Source organism: Johannesbaptistia floridana, from assembly GCF_057440575.1.
The window spans coordinates 1-4,411 of the sequence record NZ_JALKVM010000020.1 but is presented as its reverse complement, the minus strand read 5'-3'; the positions used below and the strand labels follow the sequence as shown (position 1 = coordinate 4,411).

The 4,411-nt window shown below is 40.4% G+C and carries 5 protein-coding genes; 3 read left to right on the top strand and 2 right to left on the bottom strand.

Annotated elements, in window-relative coordinates; genetic code table 11:
• Positions 1-145: 145 nt before the first annotated feature.
• Entirely contained in the window at positions 146-646 is a 501-nt protein-coding gene (locus MW688_RS01405) for a hypothetical protein (protein WP_486734120.1), read from the bottom strand.
• 107 nt (positions 647-753) lie between these two features.
• On the opposite strand from MW688_RS01405, the gene serA reads away from it, so the two are divergent.
• Both serA and prmA read left to right on the top strand, forming a co-directional pair.
• Positions 754-2,334: a phosphoglycerate dehydrogenase gene (gene serA, locus MW688_RS01400; protein WP_486734119.1), complete on the top strand. Its 1,581-nt coding sequence runs from the start codon at positions 754-756 to the stop codon at positions 2,332-2,334.
• A 15-nt stretch (positions 2,335-2,349) separates the two neighbouring features.
• Entirely contained in the window at positions 2,350-3,246 is an 897-nt protein-coding gene (gene prmA, locus MW688_RS01395) for a 50S ribosomal protein L11 methyltransferase (RefSeq protein ID WP_486734118.1), read from the top strand.
• A 4-nt stretch (positions 3,247-3,250) separates the two neighbouring features.
• Here the strand turns inward: prmA and MW688_RS01390 are convergent, their stop codons facing one another.
• Positions 3,251-3,823 (bottom strand): thioredoxin family protein, encoded by a 573-nt coding sequence (locus MW688_RS01390; RefSeq protein WP_486734117.1) that lies wholly within the window; start codon positions 3,821-3,823, stop codon positions 3,251-3,253.
• Positions 3,824-3,874: 51 nt separating this feature from the next.
• Here MW688_RS01390 and MW688_RS01385 point away from each other — a divergent pair, with 51 nt between their 5' ends.
• Positions 3,875-4,279 (top strand): NIL domain-containing protein, encoded by a 405-nt coding sequence (locus tag MW688_RS01385; RefSeq protein WP_486734116.1) that lies wholly within the window; start codon positions 3,875-3,877, stop codon positions 4,277-4,279.
• Positions 4,280-4,411 lie beyond the last annotated feature (132 nt).

The window sequence follows — 4,411 nt, the reverse complement described above, 5'->3', positions numbered from 1 at the left end:
AAATGAGCAAGTTTTAGCAGTAATGAGTAAATATTTTTCAACTGTATTTAGCCCCGTTGCCTGTGTAATTGGCGGCGGCTATTCTCCAGATGAGAAATCACTAGTACAACGTCATTCTCTAGTACATCGCGCCGCCTACGAAATTTTAACTACGAAATGAGAGTATTTCTGGATTGAAGCCAGCGAGAATTATTTTCCCTTGGTTTTGAATGGGAGTAGATCCGCCAATCACCACTAAATACTTACCTTCATTCAGGCGATTTTGATAAACCAAATCATCACCACTGCCTACAGCAATGCCAACACCACCACCGACAAAAAAACTGCCCATAGCCCCAGCAATAGCTCCCAATAAGCCACCGAATAGATGATTAACAATATCTCCAACTGCCGGGAAAAGATAAATTTTAGTCAAATCATTAAACACGTAACCTGCCGCAAACCCAAAGGGAACTAACCAATAAGCCATGCGAATTGCACCAGCTTTGGCCTTTTCATTGGGATCTATTAAACCAAACTCTGAAGCAGTCTGATAACCTTTACCCACAATACCAATTTGTGACTCAGGGATATCAGCCTTTTCTAAGGCAGTATAAGCCTCTTCAGCAGCGATACGATTAGGAAAGACAGCGATTAGATAATTCATATTCTTGTTATTTATATACCGTTTTATGATATTTTAAGCCTTAGAATTAATTGTTAAAGCTTCAGCTAACTGTATCATTATAAAAAAGTTATTATTGGATAAAAACTATGGTCAAAGTTTTAGTAGGCGATCGCGTGGACCAAGCAGGTCTTGATATTCTGGCACAAGTTGCTCAAGTTGATGTAAAAACAGGTCTCTCCCCAGAAGAATTAACAGAAATCATCCCCGAATACGACGCTATCATGGTACGCTCCGGTACTAAAGTAACCAAACCAGTTATTGAAGCCGCTCGTAACCTCAAAATTATTGGTAGAGCTGGCGTAGGAGTTGATAACATAGATGTACCTGCGGCAACCCGTCAAGGCATAGTAGTAGTTAATTCACCAGAAGGAAATACAATCGCTGCCGCAGAACACGCCCTAGCGATGATGCTCTCCCTATCCCGCTGTATACCCGATGCCCACGCTTCTGTTAAAGCCAACAAGTGGGAAAGAAGTAAATTTATGGGTTCAGAAGTCTATAAAAAAACCTTAGGAGTAGTAGGCTTAGGCAAAATAGGCTCCCATGTAGCTACAGCAGCCAAAGCTATGGGTATGAAAATTTTAGCCTATGACCCATATATATCCCAAGAAAGAGCCGCTCAATTAGGTTGCAACCTAGTAGACTTAAACTTATTATTCAGCGAATCTGACTACATTACCCTCCATGTACCCAAAACTCCAGAAACAAAACATCTAATTAATGCTGAGGCTTTGAGTACAATGAAACCCACAACCCGCATTATTAACTGCTCCCGTGGCGGAATAATCGATGAAGAGGCCCTCGCAGAAGCCTTGATGACAGATAAAATCGCCGGGGCTGCTTTAGATGTATTTGAAGAAGAACCTTTAGGGGAATCAAAACTTAGAGGCATAGAAAAAAAAGTAATTCTAACACCCCATTTAGGTGCATCTACTAGCGAAGCTCAAGTAAATGTAGCTATTGACGTAGCTGAACAGATTAGAGATGTCTTGCTAGGATTGCCAGCTCGTTCAGCAGTAAATATTCCCGGATTAACACCCCAAGTAATGGAAAAACTACGTCCCTATTTACAATTGGCAGAAACTCTAGGAAATTTAGTAGGGCAACTAGCAGGAGGGGGAATAAACCATCTAAACGTTAAATTACAGGGAAAATTAGCCTCTAACCAAAGTCAACCAATTGTCACAGCTTCAGTAAAAGGACTACTTTCTCAAGCATTACAAGAAAGAGTTAATTATGTAAATGCCATAATAGAAGCAAAAGAACGAGGCATCAAAATTAGTGATACTCGCGATGACTCAATACAAGACTATACGGGTTCACTACATTTAGAAGCTCACGGCTCAAACGGAGAACACTCGGTAACGGGATCTTTGTTAGGAAACGGAGAAATTAGAATTACTGATTTAGACGGATTTCCAGTAAATGTGCCCCCAAGCAACTATATGCTATTTACCCTCCATAGAGATATGCCAGGGATAATAGGTAGAATAGGCTCTCTCCTAGGCAGCTTCAATGTAAATATTGCTAGTATGCAAGTGGGACGTAAAATCGTTCGAGGAGATGCTGTAATGGTCCTAAGTCTAGATGATCCTCTACCAGAAGGATTATTATCAGAGATTACGAAAGTATCAGGAATTAGTGATGCTTACACCGTTAAGCTATAACATCAAAGGGAAAACATGACTAAGAGTTGGTGGGAAATAAAAATTCTCTGTGATCCTCAACTAGAAGAGTTAATATTTTGGAATTTACAAAAATATGGCTTTAGTGGCACAGTTACTGAGGTGAAGGGAGAATTTTTACTCCTACGCGCTTATCAATTAGAATCAGAAATAAATCCCCTGGATTTAGGAGCGATCGCCAAATGGCTAGAAGAATATGCCTTTATTGAAGGCTTTTCCCCACCAATAACAGCCTGGGAATTACTTCCTGACCAAGATTGGCAAGAGGTATGGAAACAACACTGGAAAAGTCAGTTGATTGGCGATCGCTTTTTAGTTTGCCCCGCTTGGTTAACACCCGAATCAATCGAAGACAGAATGATTTTACGTCTAGACCCCGGCGCCGCTTTTGGCACAGGAGATCACCCCACCACTCAGTTATGTATAGAGTCTCTAGAAATGCACTTTTTTAGTCGCCCTACCAAAGAAACTGTGATTGTAGACATCGGCTGTGGTTCAGGAATTTTAGGAATTGCATCAATCTTGTTGGGCGCTACTAGGGTTTATGCCGTTGATTTAGATCCCCTAGCAGTAGAAAGTGCAAAAGAAAACTGTGACTTAAATAAGATTACCCCCGAACAAATGATTATTACTAAGGGAAGTGTCTCTAATTTAGCAAAGCTCACAGAAACTAAGGTAGATGGAATAATATGTAATATACTAGCCGATGTAATTATTGAGTTAATCCCCAGAATAACTGACCTAGCAAAACCAGAAACTTGGGGAATATTTAGTGGGTTAGTATTGGATCAAATCGAAGCAGTAGCACATACTCTAGAAGAGTATGGTTGGAATGTATCAACTATTTGGAAACGAGGACAATGGTGTTGTTTAAATGTTCGTCGCCAAGAGTAGTTGATTAGGATTGAGTTTGCCCATGACTACGAGGATCATCTGGCGATTTCCTATTACTCTCTAGAGTAGGAGAAATTTGAGAAGTTTCACCAAAAGCATTAGAATAGGGTAGAGGAGAATTAGCGATCAAAGCATCTAAATTAGCCTCTAAATAGGGACGAGGTTGTTCCCCAATAGTTTCGGCGATCTCCTCACCTTGACTATTGAGAAAGACAAAATGGGGAATACCATCGACACGATAGCGTAAAACCTCTGGTAACCATTTACGATTATCTACATTGAGCATCACAAAATCAACATCTTCTCTATACTTCTCCTTAATTGCCGCTAAATCTGGCGCCATTGCCTGACAAGTTGTACACCAATCAGCATAAAATTCTACTAGGGTTGGTTTGTCGTCTGTCAAAGCTGTTTCTAAGTCTATAGATTCTGCAACTTGAGAAGCAAGAGAAGAAGAACTATTACTACTTTGGCTACCTAAAAAAATAGCTACACTGAGAATAATAGCTACCAATGCTATCACCAGATTTCTAATCCGCTCAAAGTCAAAATTAACTATCTTTTGTTTCTCTTCCATAGGAATTTATCTTTTCATTAATTTAACATTAATTAACATTTTAGTAGCAAGATGAAAAAAAGAGTAACCCTAACTTTCGCTCAAACCATGATCCAAATGCCAATAACCTATCGTTTAGCAAAAGACTTCAATGTTGCTTCAAACATTATCAGGGCACAAGTAACTCCTAACCAAGTTGGCACTTTAGTTTTAGAATTATCTGGAGTAGTGGACGAATTAGAGAGTGCGATTGAATGGATGAAATCCCAAGATATTGAAGTTACTGTAGCTAGAGGCGAAATTACCATTGATGAAGAAAACTGTGTTGACTGTGGGTTATGTACTGGAGTTTGTCCTACAGAAGCATTAATTTTAGATAAAAACACTTTTCAACTCAAATTTATACAAATGCGTTGTATAGTTTGTGAACAATGTATTCCCACCTGTCCAGTTGCGGCAATTACCAGCAATATTTAGCAAGCAAGGGGCTTTTGTAGTAGGGGCGCAAGGCTTGCGCCCTCTCCTTCCTGCGGCTTGCGCCCTCTCCTTCCTGGGGCTTGCGCCCTCTCCTTCCTGGGGCTTGCGCCCTCTCCTTCCTGGGGCTTGCGC